Raw genomic sequence first — 19472 nt, forward strand, 5'->3', positions numbered from 1 at the left:
CGTGGCGCTCGCGCTCGAGCGTCCGTAAGCGCGTGATGTTGCGCGAAGGCGGCCGCTTCGCGGTACGCTTTCGCGCTCGCTTGTATCGAGCGTCAAGCGAAATGAGATAGAAACAGCGATAAACAGCGAGCAACAGCGGGCAGAGGCGAGGCCGGGGCCGTCGATCGGCGCTCTGGATAACGATAATGGAGTGTGGTTTATGTCACAGCGTATTGCGTATGTAACGGGCGGTATGGGCGGCATCGGAACGGGCATCTGCCAGCGCCTCGAAAAGCAGGGCTTCAAGGTGGTGGCCGGGTGCGGCCCGAACTCGCCGCGTCGTGTGAAGTGGCTCGAGGACCAGAAGGCGCTCGGCTTCAACTTCATTGCCTCGGAAGGCAATGTGGGCGACTGGGATTCGACGGCGCAGGCCTTCGACAAGGTCAAGGCCGAAGTCGGCGAGGTCGACGTGCTCGTCAATAACGCGGGCATCACGCGCGACGTCGTGTTCCGCAAGATGACGCGCGAAGACTGGACCGCCGTGATCGACACGAATCTGACGAGTCTCTTCAACGTCACGAAGCAGGTGATCGACGGCATGGTCGAGCGCGGCTTCGGACGCATCATCAATATTTCGTCGGTGAACGGCCAGAAGGGCCAGTTCGGGCAGACCAACTACTCGACGGCCAAGGCCGGGATTCACGGCTTCACGATGGCGCTCGCGCAGGAAGTGGCCACCAAGGGCGTGACGGTCAACACCGTTTCGCCGGGCTACATCGGCACGGACATGGTGAAGTCGATCCGTCCCGACGTGCTGGAAAAGATCGTCGCGACCATTCCGGTGCGCCGCCTCGGCGCGCCCGAAGAAATCGCCTCGATCGTCGCGTGGCTCGCCTCGGAAGAGTCGGGCTTCGCAACCGGTGCTGACTTCTCGCTGAATGGCGGGTTGCACATGGGCTGATCCCGCGCGCCGCGCGCCTGGCAGGGGACGCGCGGCGGCAACAGGGGATCGATGGCGGCGGCGCGCCTGTTTGCACGCCGGGGCAGGCTCGCCGCCGGGCTAGACGACGCGCGATGGCATCGGCCGTCGCGCGTTGGCGCATACAAGGGCGACACATGACGACTACAAAGAAAACCGCCGAACGACTGATCAAAAAATATCCGAACCGTCGGCTGTACGACACGGAGACGAGCACCTACATCACGTTGACGGACGTGAAGCAACTCGTGCTCGAGCAAGAGGAATTCAAGGTCATCGACGCAAAGAGCAACGAGGATCTGACGCGCAGCATCCTGCTGCAGATCATTCTCGAAGAGGAAAGCGGTGGCCTGCCGATGTTCTCGTCGTCGATGCTGTCGCAGATCATCCGTTTCTACGGCCATGCGATGCAGGGCATGATGGGCACCTACCTGGAAAAGAACATCCAGGCGTTCATCGACATCCAGAACAAGCTCGCCGATCAGTCGAAGAACCTTTACGAAGGCAACGCGATGAATCCCGAGGTCTGGTCGCAGTTCATGAACATGCAGGCGCCGATGATGCAGGGCATGATGACCAGCTACATCGAGCAGTCGAAGAACATGTTCGTGCAGATGCAGGAGCAGATGCAGAACCAGGCGAAGAATATGTTCAGCAGCTTTCCGTTCAAGCCCGTGGCGCCCACGGGTGCGCCGTCCCCGGCTGCGCCCGCGCATGGCGCGACCGAAGGCGGCAGCGACGACGAGAAGAAGTAAGCGCATCGAACGTTTCATCGAGCGCCGCATGGGCGTGATGGGCCAGGCTTGCGCGTGACGACGCGCCGCCCGGCGTCACGCAGCGTTCGGATCGCGTCGCCGGGCAGCGAGGGCCGTGTGGCCGCGATCCAACCGCGATTCAGCCGCGATCCGGCGCGGGCGCGGTCGAGGCGAACTCGACACGCGCGTTGCGCCGCCGTTTTTGCTTGCCGGCTTTCCTTTTTCTTTCCTCAGCCCCGTTCTACGTTGGCGCGGCGATGCCACGCCCAGCGCGAATGCGCGGCTGCGCGCTGCCCCCGCAGCGTCATCTGACCCCGCACGTCTTGTCCGGCGCCTTCCCCAGCGCGCCGCTGCCTGTGCCAAACAGGTAAAATGGTGGATTGGCCAGAACATCGCGCGGCGCAACGAACGCCCTGCGCCCCACCTTCGGACGTACACGTGAAAAACCCTGTTGAATCAACGACCTCCCGCAATCCCGCGCCGCGCGTCGGGATGGTATCCCTTGGCTGTCCGAAGGCGCTTGTCGACTCCGAGCAGATCATTACCCAGCTGCGCGCCGAGGGTTACGAGATCTCGGGTTCGTACGACGGCGCCGACCTCGTCGTGGTCAACACCTGCGGCTTCATCGACGAAGCGGTGCAGGAAAGCCTCGACGCCATCGGCGAGGCGCTGAGCGAGAACGGCAAGGTGATCGTCACGGGCTGTCTCGGCAAGAAGGCGAGCGCAAGCGGCTCGAACCTGATCGAGGAAGTGCATCCGAAGGTGCTGGCCGTGACCGGCCCGCACGCCGTCGGCGAAGTGATGCAGGCGGTGCACAGCCATCTGCCGAAGCCGCACGATCCGTTCGTCGACCTCGTGCCGGCCGCGGGCATCAAGCTCACGCCGCGCCACTACGCGTACCTGAAAATCTCGGAAGGCTGCAATCACCGCTGCACGTTCTGCATCATCCCGTCGATGCGCGGCGATCTGGTCTCGCGTCCGGTCGCGGAAGTCATGCTCGAAGCGGAGAACCTCTTCAAGTCGGGCGTGAAGGAACTGCTCGTGATCTCGCAGGATACGAGCGCCTACGGCGTCGACGTGAAGTACCGCACGGGTTTCTGGAACGGCAAGCCGATCAAGACGCGCATGACCGATCTGGTCACGGCGCTCGGCGAACTCGCCGCGCAGTACGGCGCGTGGGTGCGCCTGCATTACGTGTATCCGTATCCGAGCGTGGACGAAGTGATTCCGCTGATGGCCGAAGGTCCGTTCAAGGGCCACGTGCTGCCGTATCTCGACGTGCCGTTCCAGCACGCGCACCCCGAAGTGCTCAAGCGCATGAAGCGTCCCGCGAACGCCGAAAAGGTGATGGAGCGCGTGAAGGCGTGGCGCGAAATGTGCCCGGATCTGACGATCCGCAGCACCTTCATCGCCGGTTTCCCGGGTGAGACGGAAGAACAGTTCGAGACGCTGCTCGACTTCATCCGCGAAGCCGAACTCGATCGCGTGGGCTGCTTCGCCTACTCGCCGGTCGAAGGCGCGACGGCCAACGAACTCGACGGCGCGCTGCCCGACGAAGTTCGCGAAGCCCGCCGCGCGCGCTTCATGGAAGTGGCCGAGGAAGTGTCGGCCAAGCGCATCCAGCGCAAGGTCGGCAAGACGCTCAAGGTGCTGATCGACGAAGTGAATGCCGACGGCGGCATTGGCCGCACGGCGGCGGACGCGCCCGAGATCGACGGCGTGGTGTACGTTGCGCCCGCAACCAAGGCGTCGAAGCGCTACAAGGTCGGCGACTTCGTCTCGGTGAAGATCACCGGCGCCGACGGCCACGACCTCTGGGGCGAGGTCTGATCGGTATGACGCAGGCGACGCCGCAGATCCTCGCTTACGGCGAGGCGATGGTCGAGTTCAACCAGGCGACGCCGGGGCAGCCGCAGTATCTGCAAGGCTTCGGCGGCGACACCTCGAATTTCGCGATCGCGGCGGCGCGCCAGGGCGCGCACACGGGCTTCGTCTCGGCGGTCGGCGACGATCAGTTTGGACGCTTGCTGCTCGATCTGTGGACGCGCGAGGGCGTCGATACGGCGCACGTGCGCGTGAACGCCGACGCGCCCACCGGCGTCTATTTCGTCTCGCACGGCCCGAGCGGCCACGCGTTCGACTATCTGCGCAAGGGTTCGGCGGCGAGCCGCTACGCGCCCGGCGATCTGCCGCGCGAGGCGCTGGCCGCCGCGCGCGTGCTGCATCTGTCGGGCATCAGCGTCGCGATTGGCGATGCCGCGTGCGACGCGGCCTTCGCGGCCATCGAGCACGCGCGCGCGAGTGGCGTGCAGGTGAGCTTCGACACCAATCTGCGGCTGAAGCTGTGGCCGCTCGCGCGCGCCCGCGCCGTGATGACCGAAGTGCTGCGCGCCACCGACATCTGTCTGCCGAGCTGGGACGATGTCGCCGTGCTGACGGGACTCGACGACCGCGACGCCATCGTCGACCGGCTGCTGTCGCTGGGCTCGCGTGTGGTCGCGCTCAAGCTCGGCAAGGACGGCGCGTATGTGGCGACGCCCAATGAGCGCCGTCTGGTGCCGGGCCGCACGGTCGCGGCCGTCGATGCAACCGGCGCGGGCGATTGCTTCGGCGGCGCCTTCATCGCGCGCATCGTGGCCGGCGACGATCCGTTCGCGGCGGCGCGCTATGCCAATGCGGCCGCCGCGCTGTCGACGCTCGGTTATGGCGCGGTCGCGCCGGTTCCGCGCCGCGAGGACGTCGAGCGCGCGCTGGCCGAGGCCTGAATGTGCGTGCTTCGCGTGCTCTTTTAGCACCAGGGAGTGTGATGGAAGTTTCGATTTCGAAAGACCGGAGCGGCGTGCGTCGTTCGTCGAAGACGCTGCGCGCTCGGAGCGTGTTGGCGGCCTGCGTGTTCGCGTTGCCGCTCGCGGCCTGCGCCGTGGGCGACGGCGGCGCGCAGAGTGCGTCCGCGGGTTCGACCGTCATTCAGGTGCATTCGACGCTCAAGCCGAATCCCGAATTCGCGCACTATCCGCAATACACCGGCACGCTCGGCAAGCGGGCGATCGTGATGCGGCTGGGCAAGAAGACCGACCCCGACGATCCGGGCGGCCTGCACGGCGAGTACCAGTTTATCGATACGGGCGAAGTGATCCTGATCGCGGGCGACCGCACGGGCCAGACGCTCGAAGCGGAGGAGTCGGACGACGGCACGCGCATCGTCGGCAACTGGGTCGGCACGTTTGCCGCCGACGGCTCGTTTTCCGGCGACCGCATGGAAGTCGACGATTCGAATCCGCAGCCGTTCGAGCTCAAGCCGGTGACGGCGGGCGCGGCAGCGCCGTCCGTCGCGAGTCCGGCCGCGAAGGGCGGGCAGGCGGTCAATGGTGTCGGGAACGTGGTGACGGGCGAGTGAATCTGGCGCTGAGCGGGCGCGCGTAAGCGCCGGCCGCTCAGTCGTTTGGTTCGCTCGATTCGCTCGCGACGGAGCGTGTGCGTGCCACGCGCGCGACACGCGGCGCGTCCAGCGCGATGCGCGGTTTTCTTCGCGCTTTTGTTGTTGCTTGGGCTTTCGTCGGTTTTCGCGACGACATCGACTGGCCGTGCAACGCGGCCAGTTCGGCCAGTTTGCTTTCCAGCGCCTCGCGCTCGCGCAGCCACTGCGCTTCTTGCGCGAGCAGAGCGTCGACGCGGCGTTGCGCATCACTCAGCGCATTCGCCTGCTGTTCCTCCTGCGCGCGCGCCGCGCCCAATTCGCTCACCAGTTGTTCGTTGCGCCGCTGGGCGCTCGCGGCCAGCGCATCCGCGCGCCGACGCTCGTCGCGCGCCTCGCTGATCTGCTGCATCATGTGCTTCTGCACGCCTTCCATGCGCTGCGTCGCCTTGTCGAGTTCGGACTGAAACGCGGCGTCGCGCGTTTCCTGCGCCGCCCGCATGGCCGCGATGGCCTGTTCGTGCGCCGCGCGTTGTTCTTGCAAACGCGTTTCCGCCATAGTGCGCTCGATATCGCGCTGAGCTTCGAGCGCCGCCGCGCGGGCGCTCGCTTCGTTCGCACGGGCGTTAGCGGCGTCGAGTTGCTCCTTGAGCGCCGCGATGTGCTCGTTGCGCGCAGCGAGTTCGACGTCGCGCAGCCGCAGACTCTCCTGGGCCTCATCACGGTCGCGGACGGCATCCGCCGCGCGCGCCTCGGCCTGCGCGCCAGCCTGTTCCAGTTCCCCGGCGCGCGCGTCGTACACCTTTTCCCCATGCTCGACGGCGATGGCCCAGGCGGCCAGCATCGCGTCCGCGACAGCGGGCGGCAACTGCGAGGCGAGGGCGTCGCCGCGCGTTTGCTCGTCCTTCCATTGCTTGAGTTCGTCGTTGATCGTCGTGCGGCTGCCTTGGCGGATTTCCGCGTAAATCAGATCGACGGTGAGTTCGTGCGGCCGTTTTCCGGCCGCGACGAGGCGAGACGCGGTTTCACGCGTGCGCAAACGGGTATCGCTGATACGGGACATGGTTTTTCCGGCACGAGAGCAGGGGATGGTGCCGAATTTTAGCGTATATCATCGTATAACGTTATACGTATAACGATATCAATCAGAAATTTACGATAACTCCTATAATCGCAAGTATCGATGCTGTACGCTCACGGAATCGCTCGAATCCGCTCTTTCTGTCGATGCCGGAAGAACACCCAGACTACGAATACGCCGACGAAGACCTCGCCGCCGCCGCTTTGCCAGCCTTGCCGCCCGCACTCGATGGCCGCGACGGCCTGAACCGGGCGCGCGGCGGCTTCGCGCAGACGTCGGCGCGTAACGACGTCGAAGCCGTGCGCCTCTGGCTCGCCGAATACGCGGGCTCGCCGCACACGCTGCGCAGCTACCGCAAGGAAGCGGTGCGCCTGATGCTCTGGAGCACGAACACGTTGCGCAAGCCGCTGTCGAGCCTCACGCGCGAAGACTTCGTGCTCTACGAGCAATTCCTCGCCGCGCCCAGCGCCGACTGGGCCGATCCCGCCCGACCGCGAAGAGGGCGCGAGCGCCGTCTGTTCGACGGACCGCTGGCGCCGCGCAGCCGCCGCCAGGCGCTCGGCATCCTCGGCGGGCTGTTCAATTACCTCGTCGCGGCGGGCTATCTCGCGGGCAATCCGCTCGCGCTGCGCCGCTCGCGCATGCCGCAGGCGGCGCGCAGCCGCCGCGTCGAGCGCTATCTCGATCAGGCGCTCTGGCAGCAGGTGCTCGACGGCATCGACGCCTTCCCGCAAGACACGCCGCGCGAGCGCCAGCACTACGAGCGCTGCCGCTGGCTGATCCGCTTCCTGTACCGCACGGCGCTGCGCGCGAGCGAAGCCGCGCAGGCGCGCGCGGGCGATTTCGAGCGGCGGCGCGGACGCTGGTGGCTGCGTGTGGTGGGCAAGGGCGGCGTGGAGGGCGACGTGCCCGCGAGCGACGAGCTGATGGCCGATTTCGCGCGCTACCGCGCGTTTCACGGCTTGCCGGGTACGCCCGCGCCGGGCGAGACGCGGCCCGCTGTACTGGGCGTCGCGGGCAACGACGAGCGGCCGCTCACGTCCACGGCGGTCTATCTGATCGTGAAGACGGTGTTCCGCCGCGTAGCGGAGCGTCTCGAAGCCGACGACCCCGCGGGCGCCGACACGCTGCGGCGCGCTTCGACGCACTGGCTGCGCCACACGGCCGCGACGCATCAGGCCGACGCCGGCACCGACCTGCGCTACATCCAGAAGAATCTGCGTCACGCGTCGATCGAAACCACAGGCCTCTACCTGCACGCCGACGACGATGCGCGCCACGAGCGCACGACCGCCTCAGCCCAACCCCCGAACGACCCTGCCCGATGAGACAGCCGCACGCCGGTGTTAATCTTCGGGATACGTCGCGCGCGCCGCCTGAAACGGCCGCCGCGCGCGTCTGCTTATTTCACGCACCAACCGCATCACTCCCGATATGACGAAATCCGACTCCAGCCGCACGGTCCAGACGCAGATCCTGCATCCGCAAGACGACCTCACGCCCGGCTTCGAATCGTTCGCGGCGCCCGTCACGCGCGCCTCGACCGTGGTCTTCCCGGACCTCGCGTCCGTGCGCGCGCTCGACTGGCGCAACGACGCGCAATGGCGCTACGGCCTGCACGCCACGCCCACGTCCACGATGCTCCAGCATCGGCTGGCCGCAATCGAAGGCGGCGAGCACACGCTGCTCCAGCCGTCCGGTCTGTCGGCGATCTCCAACGTCTATTTCGGCCTCCTGAAGAGTGGCGACGACGTCCTGATTCCCGATAACGTCTATTCGCCGAACCGCGATCACGGCGACTGGCTCGCGCGCGACTTCGGCCTCACGGCGCGCTATTACGATCCGATGATCGGCGCGGGCATCGCCGACCTGATCCAGCCGAACACGAAGCTGATCTGGGTCGAAGCGCCCGGTTCGGTGACGATGGAAGTGCCCGACGTGCAGGCGATCACGGCGGCGGCGCGCGCGCGCAACGTGATCACCGCGATCGACAATACGTGGTCGGCGGGCCTCGCGTTCAAGCCCTTCGATCACGGCATCGACATCTCGGTGCAGGCGCTCACGAAATATCAGTCGGGCGGCAGCGACGTGCTGATGGGCGCGACCATCACGCGCGACCGCGATCTGTATCTGAAGCTGAAGTCGGCGCGCATGCGTCTGGGCATCGGCGTGTCGTCGGACGATTGCTCGCTCGTGCTGCGCGGCCTGCCGAGCATGAAGGCGCGTTTCGAAGCGCACGACCGCAGCGCGTACGCGCTCGCAACGTGGCTCAAGTCGCGCGCCGAAATCGCGGCCATGCTGCATCCGGCGTTCGAGGATTGCCCGGGCCACGCGTTCTTCAAGCGCGATTTCACGGGCGCGGGCGGCCTGTTTTCGGTGGTGTTCGACGAGCGCTACAGTGCGGCGCAGATCGACACGTTCTGCGAATCGCTCGACCTGTTCGCGCTCGGCTGGAGCTGGGGCGGGGCGAACAGTCTCGTGATGCCGTACGACATCGCGTCGATGCGCAGCGCGGCGCAGTGGCCGCATCGCGGCACGCTGGTGCGCTTCTACATCGGTCTCGAAGACGAAGCCGATCTGCGCGCCGATCTCGAACGCGCGCTCGCGACGCTCGCCTGAGTCTGAATCGCGCGTTCAGTTAAAGCGCGCGCCGCAAAAGCAAAACGGCCGCTCGCCGTCCCGTGGGACGCGAGCGGCCGTTTCGTTTGGGACCGCGCCCGGCGAGGCTCAGTGCGACTTCAGTGCAGCTTCAACAAGCCGTCGAGCCCGACGAAGTTGAACGCGACGCTCGCCGCCTCGCGCACCACCGGCTTGGCGCGGAACGCCACCGACAAACCGGCTTCGGCCATCATCTTGAGGTCGTTCGAGCCGTCGCCCATCGCGATCGCGCGGCGCGGCTCGATGCCCAGTTGCGCGCAGGTTTCGACCAGCGTGCGCGCCTTCACATCGGCATTGACGATCTCGCCGGTCACGCGGCCCGTGAGCTTGCCATCGACGATTTCCAGCGTGTTCGCACGCGTGAAGTCGAGACCCAGACGCGCCTTGAGGCGCTCGGTGAAGAACGTGAAGCCGCCCGACACGAGCAGCGTCTTCAGGCCCGCCGCGCGTGCGCCCGCGAGCATGGTTTCCGCGCCCGGCGAGAGTTGCAGGCGTTCTTCGTAGACGCGTTCCAGCGCGCTCGCGTCGAGGCCCTTGAGCAGCGCCACGCGGCGCGTGAGGCTCTCGTTGAAATCCTTGATCTCGCCGCGCATCGACGCTTCGGTGATCGCCGCGACTTCGGCCTTCAGGCCGCAGAAGTCGGCGATTTCGTCGATGCATTCGATCGTGATGAGCGTCGAGTCCATATCCATCGCGACGAGGCCGAAATCGGCCAGCGTGCGGCCCGCTTCGACGAACGCGTAGTCGAGCTGGTGCGTGCCGCAGTAGACGTCGAGATCGGGACGCTGCGCGGGATCGGCGTTGTCGATGCGCAGTGCGCAGGCGTCGATCGGCGTAAGGCGACTGCCGCGCGCGAGCGCGAGCAGCGGCTTGTGGTGTTCGGCTTGCAGCGGGACGGGACTCTGGATGACGAGGTTCATGACGTGAGCGGCGCGGACCCTGCGAGGGCGCCGGATGCCCGAAAACGGCGGAAATCGAAAAAGGGCGCGAAGGCGGCCTGGCGGCTGCCGCGCGCGGCGAATGACGGCGAAAGGCGAATTGTACCGCCTTGGCGGGCGCGGGCGGCGCCGTCGAGTGTCGGCGTGGACGCCTGGCGCGCTATCGAAACTGCCGTTTCGGCCCGCCCCGTGCGCCCCGTGCGGCGGCGCAATGCGGCCTCGCGCACAGCTTTCAGCGACGAAAGCGAGCTTTCGAGGCACAATGACTGCACGTGCGGCGTCCGACGGGGGCGGCCGCCGCGTGCCGTCAACCGTACGTGTCGCGACTCGCGTCGCGCGATGCGTCGCATGCGCCACCGCGCAAGGGGAACCGGTATGCAGGACGCTCTCAAGGCCGAATCGGCTCAATCGTCGCAATCGACACCCACCCGAACGCCGACCGGCGTCCGGGCCCAGGCTCCGGACGCCAGTGCTCTGGCCTCGCATCCCGCGTCCACGCCCCGCGCACCGCGCGCCACCGCGCCGCGCAAGCGCTCCGGGCGAGCTTCCATCACCGGCGAAGTCGCCGGCATCCGCATCACCAGCGCGCGCCGCGTGATCGACGCGCAAACCGGCATCCGCAAGCTCGACCTCGTGCGTTATTACGCGCGCGCCGCGCCGCTGCTGCTGCCGCATCTGCGCGACCGTCCCGTTTCGCTGCTGCGCGCGCCGCAAGGGCTCGCCGGCGAGACGTTGTTCCAGCGTCACAGCGCCCGCGCGCCGATCGACGGCGTCACGCAGCACGAAGGGCTCGATCCGGGCCATCCGGCGATCCTCAGCATCGATACGCTCGACGCGCTCGTTCACGTCGCGCAGATGGACACGATCGAACTGCACACGTGGAACGCGCTCGCGAGCGACGTCGAGCAGACCGACCGCGTGGTGTTCGATCTCGATCCCGATCCGGCGCTCGGCTGGGACCGCATGATCGAGGCAGCCCAGCTCACGCGCGGAATTCTGGCCGATCTCGGGCTCGAAGCGTTCTGCAAGACGAGCGGCGGCAAGGGCCTGCACGTGGTCGTGCCGGTGGTGCCGGGCACGAGCTGGGACGAGTCGAAAGCGTTCGCGCGCGCGGTTGCGCAGCGTCTCGCCTCGGGCTGGCCCACGCAGTTCACAGCGACGTTGAGCACCGAGCATCGCAAGAAAAAGATCTTCGTCGACTACCTGCGCAACGCGCGCGGCGCCAGCACGGCGGTCGCGTGGGGCGTGCGCGCGCGGCCCGGCATGGGCGTGTCGGTGCCGATCAGTTGGGACGAACTGCCCGAGACGACGGGCGGCGCGCAATGGACGCTCGCCAATATCGACGCGCGCATTGCCCGGGTCACGCGGAGCGCGCACGGCAAGAGCGCGGACCCGTGGGCGCGTTACGCCAGCGTGCGCCAGACGGTGACGAGCGAACTCACGCTGCGGCTCGAAGAAGGCGGCGCGTAGCGCGCGTGGTCGTGTCCGGCCGCGTGCTGTCGAACGCGGTTGGGCGCGCGCCGCTCGTTCCAGTCCGATGCCGCTCGGGTTTCGCCGATGGGGTGCTCATGTTGCGCTCAGTTGCGCTCACGTTCCGCTCAGTTCCGCGCAGTTCCGTTCACGCGCCGTTTTCACGGCAACTTCGACCCTGCCTCCGCGCCGCCATCCCAATACGGCGGATCGCCGAAATGCTCGCCGAGAAACTCCACGAACGCGCGGGTTTTCGGCGGCACGAACGCGCGGCTCGGATAGACGGCCCAGATCGCCGTGGTCTCGGCGAGCGGATAGCTGTCGAGCACGCTCACGAGCGCGCCGCTGCGCAGATGCGGCGCGACATCCCACGTCGATTTGAGCGCGATGCCGAAACCGGCGAGCAGGGCGTCGCGGATCGCCTCGCCGTTGTCGGTGACGAGTCGCCCGTCCACGCGCACGGTCAGCGGTCCGGCGGGCGTGACGAAGGCCCAGTCGCGCTGATCCCCGAGTATCACGCACTCGTGCCGCGCCAGATCGGACGGATGATGCGGCGTGCCGCGCTCCGCGAGATAGGCGGGCGACGCACAGATCACGCGCCGGTTCACGGCGAGCCGCCGCGCGACCAGCGTCGAATCCTTGAGCGCGCCGATGCGGATCGCGACATCGATGCCCGCATCGACGAGATCGACGACCTGATCCGTCAGACGCAAATCGACGCTCACACCCGGATAGCGGCGCAAAAACGCGGCGATCACGGGCGAGACATGCTGACGTCCAAACGACGACGGCATCGACACGCGCAGGCGGCCTTGCGGCGCGGCGTGCGCGCGTCCGACGGCGGCGCGCGCGGCTTCGGCGGCGTCGAGCAGCGCGAGCGCGCGCGCCATGAACACCTCGCCGTCCTCGGTCGGGCTCACGCGGCGCGTGGTGCGATGGAGCAGACGCGCGCCGAGCGTGCGTTCGAGATTCGCGAGCCGTGCGCTCGCCACCGCCGCCGACAGCCCGTATTCGCGCCCAGCGGCGGACACGTTCGCGAGCTGCGCCGCGCGCACGAACAGTGCGACGTCGAGCAGATCGAGGCGCTCGCGCGGATCGGCGGCGAGCGGGGAAGCGGACGGCGGTGTGCTCATCGCGGTGCCAATTATCAAAAATAACCGAAGAATGTTTCAGTGATTATGAGGCTTTTCGGCGATGAATGTGCCGCTTAGGATACGACTCAACGGCGCGCGGCTGTCCACGCGTAGTCCAGCGACAGCGCCGCGCCCGAAGCGAAATCCGTCGTTCCCCTCGCCAGCCTTCCCGAAGGAGCCCGAAATGAAAGCCGTTGGCCTCTACCGCTATCTCCCCATCGACGCAGCCGAAGCCTTGCTCGATCTCGATCTGCCCACGCCTGCGCCCACGGGCCGCGACGTGCTCGTGAAGGTCGAAGCGGTGTCCGTGAATCCCGTCGATTACAAGGTGCGCGCGCCGAAGGACAAGGTCGAAACCGAAGCGAAGGTGCTCGGTTACGATGCCGCCGGCACGGTCGCGGCCGTCGGTCCCGAGGTCACGCTGTTCAAGGTCGGCGACCCGGTGTTCTACGCGGGCGACATCACGCGCAGCGGCTCGAACAGCGAGTTCCAGCTCGTCGACGAACGCATCGTCGGCCACAAGCCCGCGTCGCTCGATTTCGCGCACGCGGCGGCGCTGCCGCTGACCGCGATCACCGCGTGGGAGGCCTTGTTCGAGCGCCTGCACGTCTCGCCGCAGGGCGCCGACGCGGGCAAGCGCGTGCTGATCATCGGCGGCGCGGGCGGCGTCGGCTCGATCGGCATTCAACTGGCGAAGCAGCTCGCGAAGCTCACCGTGATCGCGACGGCGTCGCGGCCCGAATCGGCGGAATGGGCGCGCTCGCTCGGCGCGGATCACATCGTCAATCATCACGGCGACATGCCCACGCAGATCCGCGCGCTCGGTTTCCAGAACGTCGACTACGTGCTGATCTTCAACGACACCGACGCGAATTTTCCGGCCGCCGCCGAGATCATTGCGCCGCAGGGCGGCATCGCGACCATCGTCGAAAACGACAAGCCGATTCCCGTCGAACTGCTCAAGGCCAAGAGCGCCGCGCTGCACTGGGAATTCATGTTCACGCGCTCGATGTTCAACACGCCCGACATGATCGAGCAGCACAAGCTGCTGACCGAAGTGGCGCGGCTCGTCGATGCGGGCACGCTGCGCACGACCGTGGGCGAGGTGCTCGGGCCGATCAACGCGGCGAACGTGCGGCGCGCGCACAAGATGCTCGAAGAAGGGCGCGCGATCGGCAAGCTGGTGCTCAGCGGTTTCTGATGACGTGTTTCTGATTACGTGATGCGGTGATAGCCCGATGACGGCGACGCCCCGGCAACCATGCGCGACGCATGGTTGCCGGGGCGCATTGCACTTGCCGTTGCGTGTCGGCGCAATCCGCGCCCTGGCGAGAGGGAGAAAGCAAGCAGGATAAAACCTGGGGCGCGCGATGGCATCGCCGGGCGCACGCTCACGCGCGGCACGCTAGACTGACAGAAGAAGATTCGCCACACGCCGCAGTGGCCGCGTTTTTCGCGGCGACGTCGGCGCCAGCCAGGAGGTGACGCATGTCTTGCAGCAGCTCCAGCCACGCCCGCCGCAGCCGCGCGGCGCTCGTCCGTGCCGCCGTCGCTTTGTCTCTGTCGTGCGCGATCGCGTTGCCGGCGTTCGCCACCACGCCGATCACGGTGACGTCGAAGGCCGCGCCCGATGGCCCGATCCGCTACACGGTGAAGGTCACGTCGAAACTCTTCGGCAATTCGCAGGAAACGCGCACGCTGCGCTCCGGCGACACCGACGACTTCACCTGGCGCACCCAGCCGCCCGGCGGTCCGGTGCCGGCGGCGCAGAGTTGTCCCGACTACAGTTCGCTGCCGCTCGACGCGAATGGCGCGATGGTGCGCCAGACCCAGGTGCGGCTCGCGCCGATCGTGGCCGCCGACGGCACCGCGACCGTGCAGGTGAGCTTCCGCGCCCAGGCGCCGCGCGGCAAACCCGCGAGCGGTCAGACCTGCCCGGAAGTGGTGGCGCACAGCGAGGTGCGGCGTTTCTCGATGCCGACCAACGGCACCGTCAAGACGATCACGCTCAGCGACGGCACGCAGCTGGCGATTTCGGCGCAACGCTGATCGGCGCTGTTCTACGTGGGATGACGCGCGGCTAGCGCGTCTCGCGTGCGATCAGCTTCGCCGAGAGAAAGCAATGCTCGGGCGAGAACAGCCGCCGGTACGCGAGCAGCACCGCGCCCACGGTGCCGAGCGCCGACGAAGCCGCGATCAGGAACATGATCACGATCTGGTAGCGCACCGCCTGCAACGGCGACTGGCCCGCCAGCACCTGGCCCGTCATCATGCCGGGCAGGCTCACCACGCCCACGACCGCCATCTGGTTGAGCGTCGGGATCATGCCCGCGCGCACCGCCTCGCGCGCGCTCGCCTGGGCGGCTTCCCAACGCGTCGCGCCGAGCGCGAGCGCGCTTTCCACGCGGTCGCGCCGCGCCGTGAGTTCCTGCATCATCCGCTCGACACCGAGCGACACGCCCGTGAGCGTGTTGCCGAGAATCATGCCGAGAATCGGAATCGCGTATTGCGGCTCGTACCACGGCCGGATGCGGATCACCGCGAACAGGCCCACGGCGGCCACGAGCCACGCGCTCACCCAGATCGACACGATGCTGTCCGCGCGCTGCCCGCCATAGGTGCGCGCGCCGCGCTGCGAACCGGCGATGCCGGCGATCAGCGTCATCAGCGCCATGAGCGGCAGCACCGCATACCAGCGGTTGAACGCGAACACCCAGCCGAGCACGTAGCCGATCGCGAGCAGTTGCACGACCGTGCGCACGGCGGCCCACGCGAGCTTGCGTTCGAGATCGAGCTTGAGCAGCACCGAGACCGCGCCGTTCACGAACACGAGCAGGGCCGCGATGCCGACATCGACGAGGCTGAGGTCTTGCAGCACGCCTGCATTCATGGCGCGTCTCCCGGAATCAGTTGCGTATTGAGTGTCGTGCTGGACGATGCGCCGTCCGCGTCGAGCACGCCCGCGCGCATCGTGATGTGACGCGTGCCGACGCGCTGCGCCTGCGCCGGATCGTGCGAGACCCACACGGTCGCGCGCGCATCGCGCCGCTGCTCGAACCATTGCGCGACGAGCGCTTCGACCTCGCGCGCCGACTCGGGGTCGAGCGAGGCCGTGGGTTCGTCGAGCAACAGCGCTTCGGGATCGAGTTGCAGCACGCGCACCAGCGCGACGATCTGCGCTTCGCCGCCCGAGAGGTCGGCGGCGGCGCGCGCGAGAAAATCGGCGCCGCGTCCGGTGGCGTCGAGCAGCGCGCGCACGCGCGCGGCGTCGAACGCGGTGTCGCGATAGACCGCGAGCGAATACGGATAACGCAGGTTGTCCTCGACGCTGCCGTCGATCAGCGCGGGCCGCTGCCGCAGATAGGCGATATGACGCCGATACGACGGAATGCGCGCGCGCGTGACCGGCTCGCCGTGCCAGCGCAGCGCGCCGCCGTCGTGCGGTTTGGGCGAATCAAGCGGATCGAGCAGCGCGAGCGCGCGCAGAAACACGCTTTTTCCCGAGCCCGACGGCCCGGTGAGCACGACGCGCTCGCCGTTGTGCAGCGCGAAATCGGTGGGATGCAGCAGGACCTCGCCGCGCTGCGCGTCGCGCCGGGCGATGCCGTGCGCCTCGACGAGCGGCGCGCGCGCGTCAACGCGGGGACGATTCGAATCGTTTTGAGAGTTCATTGAAAGATTGCAAACAAGACGTGCGAGCGTGCGTGAGCTGGCGAACGCATTGCGAGGGAAACCAGGCACGTCTTCTGCTGTCGTATCGCTGGCGAAACAACAACGCATAACCCGGAGTGCGCATGACGTCACCGCAACCCAAGCCCCGCGGCCCCGGCCGCACACTCGCCAAGATCTTCGCATGGCTCGTCGCGATTGTGGTCGTGCTCATCGCCGCGCTCGCCGTCTTTATCTACACCTTCGACTGGAATCGCGCCAAGCCCTACGTCAACGAGAAAGTGACGGAGGCGATCGGGCGTCCGTTCGCGATCGTCGGCGATCTGAAGGTGGGCTGGCGCCGTCCGCCCGGCGAAACGGGCTGGCGCGCGTGGGTGCCCTGGCCGCGTTTTTCGGCGGCGCAGATCGAAGTCGCCAATCCCGACTGGGCGAAGTCGCCGCACTTCGCGACGCTCGACGAAATCGACTTCGAAGTGGCCGTGCTGCCGCTGCTCGCGCACGACATCGTGATTCCGGCCATCAATCTCGTGAATCCGACCGTCGATGTCGAACGGCTCGCCGATGGCCGCAACAACTGGACCTTCAAGCTGCCCGCATCGAGCGGGCCGTCGACGTGGAAACTCAATCTGCATGACATCACCTTCGGCAGCGGCAATATCGCGGTCAGCGACCAGCAGACCAAAACCGAGGTGAAGATGGTCGTGAGCCTGCTCGGCCAGGGCATTCCGATCGGCAAGGTGATGGAGGAGCAGGAAGCGGCGTCGCGGCAGGGTTCGGCGCAGGTGATCGGCAAGGCGGGCGCGAACCGGCTCGCGCAGCAGGCCGAGAAGCAGCAGGCGTCGGAGGCGGCGGCCGCGAGCGAAGCGGCGGCTAGTGCCACAAGCGCCACGAGCGCCACGAGCGCGGCTTCGGCGGCTAGCGCGGTTTCCACGGCATCGGCTGCCGCCGACGCCAGCGCCGCTTCCCAGGGCATCGGCTCGAAGCTCGCCGCGGTCGGCGCGAGCGCCGCGAGCAACGCGAACGCGGCCGCGGGCGGCACGAGCAGCGAGCCGTTGTACGCGATCGGCTGGACCATCAAAGGCTCGTACAACAAGACCGCGCTCTCGGGCGAAGGCAAGCTCGGCGGCGTGCTCGCGCTGCAAAACGCACGTCATCCGTTCCCGGTGCAGGCCGATGTGCGCGTCGGCGACATGCACATCGCGCTGGTCGGCACCGTGACCGATCCGGCGCATCTGGCCGCCGTCGATCTGCGCCTCTGGCTCCAGGGCCAAAGCATGGCGCATCTCTACAACCTGACCGGCGTGACGCTGCCCGAAACGCCGCCGTACGCGACCGAAGGGCGCTTCGTCGGCCAGTTCCGCAAGGGCGCGAGCGTATTCCGCTACGAGAAGTTCACGGGCCGCGTGGGCGGCAGCGACCTCAACGGCACGCTTGTCTATACGCAGCGCGATCCGCGTCCGCTGCTGTCGGGCGAACTCGTTTCGAATCTGCTGCAATTCTCCGATCTCGCGCCGATCATCGGCGCGGACAGCAAGGCGAGCAAGGCCAAGCGCGGCGACACCGTGCAGCAGCCCGCCGACCGCGTGCTTCCGGTCGAGCCCTTCAAGACCGACCGCTGGAACGCCATCGACGCCGACGTCAAATTCACGGGCCGTCACATCATCAAGCAAGGCAGCCTGCCGATTCAGGACCTCTACACGCACGTGACGATGACCAACGGCGTGCTCGACTTCGAGCCGCTGCAATTCGGCGTCGCGGGCGGCACCTTCGCCACGCGTCTGTCGCTCGACGGCAGCGGCGCGCCGCTCAAGGCGCGCGGCACCGTGGAGGCGCGTCATCTGAAGCTCAAGCAGCTGTTCCCGGGCGTCAAGTCGATGCAGCAGGCGCTCGGCGAGATCAACGGCGACGCCTCGCTGTCCGCGACCGGCAATTCGCCCGCGGCGCTCGCCTCGACCTCGAACGGCGAGATCAAGGCGCTCGTCACGCAAGGCACGATCAGCCGTCTGCTGATGGAGGCGGCGGGGCTGAACGTGGCGAACGTGGTCTACGAGAAGTTGTTCGGCAACCGCGACGTCAACATCAATTGCGCGGCCGCCGATTTCGTGGCGACCAACGGCGTGGTGAATCCGCGCGTGTTCGCGCTCGATACCGACGACGCGGTGATCGACATCGACGGCCCGATCGATCTGCGCGACGAATCGATGGATATGAAGGTGCATCCGCACACGAAGGGCTTCCGCATCTTTTCGCTGCGCTCGCCGCTGTACGTGAAGGGCACGTTCAAGAATCCGCACGTGGGCGTGGATGCGGCAGCGCTCGCACTGCGCGGCGGCGCGATGATCGGCCTCGGCTTGATCAACCCGTTCGCGGCGCTGATTCCGCTGATCGCGCCGAGCAACAACAAGCCGCTGCCGTGCGCGCAACTGTTCGCGCAGATCCGCGAGCATCCGGTGGCGCCGCCGCCGGGGCAGAAGATGCGCGCGCCGGCGCCCGCGAAGGGCACGGGCGGTTCGGGCAGCAAGGGCGGGGAGAAGGGCGCGGCTCAGCCCGCTAAGGCGCCTGACTCGCGGTCCGGCTCGCAGGCTGCCTCGCAGCCGGGCATGCAGGCGCTTTACAAGGGAAGCTGACAGGAACGCTGACAAGCAAGCTGACAAGACAGCCGAACACGCAAGCCGAACGCTCGTTCAGGCGAGCGCCCAAGCGAAAACGCCCGGCGGGAGTGCCGGGCGTTTTTTTCGGGTGGAACTCAGCGCAACTGACGCGGCGCCGGATCGCCGGGCGCGTCCTGGCGGCGCGTCGCGCGCCGCGAAGCCGCGCCGGGTTGCGTCCCGCCGAACTCGGGCAGGATGCGGGCGCGCGCACGGCTCGCGAAAATCAGGAACCCGAAACCGTCGGCCTCATACCAGTAGCCGCCGTTCTCCAGTCCCTCGATCGGCTGTTCGAGCGCATGCGCGATGGATTCGATGCAGCGCCTGCGCAATTCGCTCGTGGCGGGATAGGGCGGCTGCGCGCCGCGCACGCAGCAGAGCAGCACGTCGAGCCCCGGCAGCACGTGTGCATAGAGCACCGGCTCGTCCTGGGCGCGCGCACGCGCGATCTTGGTGTCGAGTTGACCGAACGGTTTGAAGTGGTTCAGTACGGCGAGAAACGACTCGTCGCCATCCAACTTGACGCGTTTTCGCTTTTTCGGGAAGGACATAAAAATTCGCCTGAAAAAGGTGGATTGCAAAACACGCAGCGTTCCCATGCGACCACTCCCGGATTGGTGCGCCGCACGTCGATCCTTCGTAGCATGCCGACCTGTCACAGGCAATCGCCATGCCGGACCTCACGTCGCGCTCATGTAGGTATCCCGGCGCTCCTTCGCTTACTTTTGCTCGTCTCCGGTCTCAATA

17 protein-coding genes are annotated in these 19472 nt (G+C 67.2%); 11 read left to right on the forward strand and 6 right to left on the reverse strand.

The window, feature by feature from the left end:
- The first annotated feature begins 199 nt into the window (after positions 1 to 199).
- The 5 genes from U4Y88_RS13645 to U4Y88_RS13665 all read left to right on the forward strand — a co-directional run bounded on the left by U4Y88_RS13645 (position 200) and on the right by U4Y88_RS13665 (position 5110).
- Complete coding sequence (locus tag U4Y88_RS13645; RefSeq protein ID WP_065065584.1) at positions 200 to 940, forward strand: 3-ketoacyl-ACP reductase; 741 nt, start codon at positions 200 to 202, stop codon at positions 938 to 940.
- Between the two features lie 155 nt (positions 941 to 1095).
- Complete coding sequence (gene phaR / locus U4Y88_RS13650; protein WP_224007451.1) at positions 1096 to 1713, forward strand: polyhydroxyalkanoate synthesis repressor PhaR; 618 nt, start codon at positions 1096 to 1098, stop codon at positions 1711 to 1713.
- A 492-nt stretch (positions 1714 to 2205) separates the two neighbouring features.
- Complete coding sequence (gene rimO, locus U4Y88_RS13655; RefSeq protein ID WP_310633138.1) at positions 2206 to 3543, forward strand: 30S ribosomal protein S12 methylthiotransferase RimO; 1338 nt, start codon at positions 2206 to 2208, stop codon at positions 3541 to 3543.
- Between the two features lie 5 nt (positions 3544 to 3548).
- Positions 3549 to 4478, forward strand: coding sequence for a sugar kinase (locus U4Y88_RS13660; protein WP_321784544.1), 930 nt, complete (start codon positions 3549 to 3551; stop codon positions 4476 to 4478).
- Between the two features lie 41 nt (positions 4479 to 4519).
- Positions 4520 to 5110: a hypothetical protein gene (locus tag U4Y88_RS13665; protein WP_321784546.1), complete on the forward strand. Its 591-nt coding sequence runs from the start codon at positions 4520 to 4522 to the stop codon at positions 5108 to 5110.
- A 37-nt stretch (positions 5111 to 5147) separates the two neighbouring features.
- Here the strand turns inward: U4Y88_RS13665 and U4Y88_RS13670 are convergent, their stop codons facing one another.
- A complete protein-coding gene (locus U4Y88_RS13670; RefSeq protein ID WP_321784548.1) occupies positions 5148 to 6191 on the reverse strand; it encodes a DNA-binding protein in 1044 nt (347 codons plus the stop codon).
- 164 nt (positions 6192 to 6355) lie between these two features.
- Here U4Y88_RS13670 and U4Y88_RS13675 point away from each other — a divergent pair, with 164 nt between their 5' ends.
- Positions 6356 to 7537, forward strand: a complete 1182-nt coding sequence (locus tag U4Y88_RS13675; RefSeq protein WP_321784550.1) for a tyrosine-type recombinase/integrase — start codon at positions 6356 to 6358, stop codon at positions 7535 to 7537.
- Positions 7538 to 7643: 106 nt separating this feature from the next.
- A complete protein-coding gene (locus U4Y88_RS13680) occupies positions 7644 to 8828 on the forward strand; it encodes a cystathionine beta-lyase (protein ID WP_321784552.1) in 1185 nt (394 codons plus the stop codon).
- Between the two features lie 119 nt (positions 8829 to 8947).
- Here U4Y88_RS13680 and serB read toward each other — a convergent pair whose 3' ends face one another.
- A complete protein-coding gene (serB, locus tag U4Y88_RS13685) occupies positions 8948 to 9787 on the reverse strand; it encodes a phosphoserine phosphatase SerB (RefSeq protein WP_224007472.1) in 840 nt (279 codons plus the stop codon).
- Between the two features lie 393 nt (positions 9788 to 10180).
- Here serB and ligD point away from each other — a divergent pair, with 393 nt between their 5' ends.
- A complete protein-coding gene (gene ligD / locus U4Y88_RS13690) occupies positions 10181 to 11275 on the forward strand; it encodes a non-homologous end-joining DNA ligase (RefSeq protein WP_321784554.1) in 1095 nt (364 codons plus the stop codon).
- Positions 11276 to 11436: 161 nt separating this feature from the next.
- Here ligD and U4Y88_RS13695 read toward each other — a convergent pair whose 3' ends face one another.
- On the reverse strand, positions 11437 to 12408 hold the full coding sequence (locus U4Y88_RS13695) for a LysR family transcriptional regulator (RefSeq protein ID WP_321784555.1): 972 nt from the start codon (positions 12406 to 12408) through the stop codon (positions 11437 to 11439).
- Positions 12409 to 12592: 184 nt separating this feature from the next.
- Here U4Y88_RS13695 and U4Y88_RS13700 point away from each other — a divergent pair, with 184 nt between their 5' ends.
- Both U4Y88_RS13700 and U4Y88_RS13705 read left to right on the forward strand, forming a co-directional pair.
- Positions 12593 to 13609, forward strand: coding sequence for a zinc-binding alcohol dehydrogenase family protein (locus tag U4Y88_RS13700; protein ID WP_321784557.1), 1017 nt, complete (start codon positions 12593 to 12595; stop codon positions 13607 to 13609).
- A 287-nt stretch (positions 13610 to 13896) separates the two neighbouring features.
- Positions 13897 to 14457, forward strand: a complete 561-nt coding sequence (locus tag U4Y88_RS13705; RefSeq protein ID WP_224007498.1) for a DUF6013 family protein — start codon at positions 13897 to 13899, stop codon at positions 14455 to 14457.
- Positions 14458 to 14488: 31 nt separating this feature from the next.
- Here U4Y88_RS13705 and U4Y88_RS13710 read toward each other — a convergent pair whose 3' ends face one another.
- Both U4Y88_RS13710 and U4Y88_RS13715 read right to left on the reverse strand, forming a co-directional pair.
- The gene (locus U4Y88_RS13710) at positions 14489 to 15298 is read right to left on the reverse strand and encodes an ABC transporter permease (RefSeq protein ID WP_224007501.1); all 810 of its coding nucleotides are present in this window, start codon (positions 15296 to 15298) and stop codon (positions 14489 to 14491) included.
- Entirely contained in the window at positions 15295 to 16080 is a 786-nt protein-coding gene (locus U4Y88_RS13715; protein WP_321784559.1) for an ATP-binding cassette domain-containing protein, read from the reverse strand. The genes U4Y88_RS13710 and U4Y88_RS13715 overlap by 4 nt, the downstream gene beginning before the upstream one ends.
- A 122-nt stretch (positions 16081 to 16202) precedes the next feature.
- Between U4Y88_RS13715 and U4Y88_RS13720 the strand changes: the two genes are divergently transcribed.
- Complete coding sequence (locus tag U4Y88_RS13720) at positions 16203 to 18704, forward strand: AsmA family protein (protein WP_321784561.1); 2502 nt, start codon at positions 16203 to 16205, stop codon at positions 18702 to 18704.
- A gap of 119 nt (positions 18705 to 18823) precedes the next feature.
- Here U4Y88_RS13720 and U4Y88_RS13725 read toward each other — a convergent pair whose 3' ends face one another.
- Positions 18824 to 19324, reverse strand: coding sequence for a hypothetical protein (locus U4Y88_RS13725; protein ID WP_224007510.1), 501 nt, complete (start codon positions 19322 to 19324; stop codon positions 18824 to 18826).
- Positions 19325 to 19472 lie beyond the last annotated feature (148 nt).

It is taken from the genome of Paraburkholderia sp. J94, assembly GCF_905220285.1.
Taxonomy (GTDB): domain Bacteria; phylum Pseudomonadota; class Gammaproteobacteria; order Burkholderiales; family Burkholderiaceae; genus Paraburkholderia; species Paraburkholderia tropica_A.

What these genes read in the sequence shown, in the direction of transcription:
- U4Y88_RS13645 (WP_065065584.1), top strand. Translation starts at nt 200, where the DNA reads ATGTCACAGCGTATTGCGTATGTAACGGGCGGTATGGGCGGCATCGGA.
- phaR (WP_224007451.1), top strand. Translation starts at nt 1,096, where the DNA reads ATGACGACTACAAAGAAAACCGCCGAACGACTGATCAAAAAATATCCG.
- rimO (WP_310633138.1), top strand. Translation starts at nt 2,206, where the DNA reads ATGGTATCCCTTGGCTGTCCGAAGGCGCTTGTCGACTCCGAGCAGATC.
- U4Y88_RS13660 (WP_321784544.1), top strand. Translation starts at nt 3,549, where the DNA reads ATGACGCAGGCGACGCCGCAGATCCTCGCTTACGGCGAGGCGATGGTC.
- U4Y88_RS13665 (WP_321784546.1), top strand. Translation starts at nt 4,520, where the DNA reads ATGGAAGTTTCGATTTCGAAAGACCGGAGCGGCGTGCGTCGTTCGTCG.
- U4Y88_RS13670 (WP_321784548.1), bottom strand. Translation starts at nt 6,191, where the DNA reads ATGTCCCGTATCAGCGATACCCGTTTGCGCACGCGTGAAACCGCGTCT.
- U4Y88_RS13675 (WP_321784550.1), top strand. Translation starts at nt 6,356, where the DNA reads ATGCCGGAAGAACACCCAGACTACGAATACGCCGACGAAGACCTCGCC.
- U4Y88_RS13680 (WP_321784552.1), top strand. Translation starts at nt 7,644, where the DNA reads ATGACGAAATCCGACTCCAGCCGCACGGTCCAGACGCAGATCCTGCAT.
- serB (WP_224007472.1), bottom strand. Translation starts at nt 9,787, where the DNA reads ATGAACCTCGTCATCCAGAGTCCCGTCCCGCTGCAAGCCGAACACCAC.
- ligD (WP_321784554.1), top strand. Translation starts at nt 10,181, where the DNA reads ATGCAGGACGCTCTCAAGGCCGAATCGGCTCAATCGTCGCAATCGACA.
- U4Y88_RS13695 (WP_321784555.1), bottom strand. Translation starts at nt 12,408, where the DNA reads ATGAGCACACCGCCGTCCGCTTCCCCGCTCGCCGCCGATCCGCGCGAG.
- U4Y88_RS13700 (WP_321784557.1), top strand. Translation starts at nt 12,593, where the DNA reads ATGAAAGCCGTTGGCCTCTACCGCTATCTCCCCATCGACGCAGCCGAA.
- U4Y88_RS13705 (WP_224007498.1), top strand. Translation starts at nt 13,897, where the DNA reads ATGTCTTGCAGCAGCTCCAGCCACGCCCGCCGCAGCCGCGCGGCGCTC.
- U4Y88_RS13710 (WP_224007501.1), bottom strand. Translation starts at nt 15,298, where the DNA reads ATGAATGCAGGCGTGCTGCAAGACCTCAGCCTCGTCGATGTCGGCATC.
- U4Y88_RS13715 (WP_321784559.1), bottom strand. Translation starts at nt 16,080, where the DNA reads ATGAACTCTCAAAACGATTCGAATCGTCCCCGCGTTGACGCGCGCGCG.
- U4Y88_RS13720 (WP_321784561.1), top strand. Translation starts at nt 16,203, where the DNA reads ATGACGTCACCGCAACCCAAGCCCCGCGGCCCCGGCCGCACACTCGCC.
- U4Y88_RS13725 (WP_224007510.1), bottom strand. Translation starts at nt 19,324, where the DNA reads ATGGGAACGCTGCGTGTTTTGCAATCCACCTTTTTCAGGCGAATTTTT.